Source organism: Pseudomonas sp. SAS7 (assembly GCF_052112345.1).
In the GTDB taxonomy this organism is placed as follows: Bacteria; Pseudomonadota; Gammaproteobacteria; order Pseudomonadales; family Pseudomonadaceae; genus Aquipseudomonas; species Aquipseudomonas putida_Q.
Window position 1 is genome coordinate 1 of record NZ_JBEGGO010000071.1, and the last position, 280, is coordinate 280.

A 280-nucleotide genomic window follows, 5' to 3' on the forward strand; every position below is an offset into this window, starting at 1 on the left:
GCCGACCGGCGTGTTCAGCATCAACCTCAACCCACCGCAGGTGGACGGCGAGGTCCTGCAAGCCACTGCGACGGATGCCGCTGGCAACACCTCCGTGGCCAGCTCGGTTACTGCACCGGATATCGACGGTGGCGACACCACGCCGCCGGAAGCCCCGACTACTTTGGTAATCGGCCTGGCCGGCAGCCAACTGAGCGGCCGTGGCGAAGCCGGCACCACCGTTCAAGTGCGTGACGCCGCAGGCAATATCATCGCGACGGGTACCGTTGGCGCGGATGGC

Annotated in this window: 1 protein-coding gene; it reads left to right on the forward strand. The window is 66.8% G+C overall.

The genetic code is table 11. The annotated features are described in order from the left end of the window. Nucleotides 1–280, forward strand: a 280-nt coding sequence (locus ABI582_RS28735; RefSeq protein WP_442120999.1) for an Ig-like domain-containing protein, incomplete at both ends; no start/stop codon positions are given.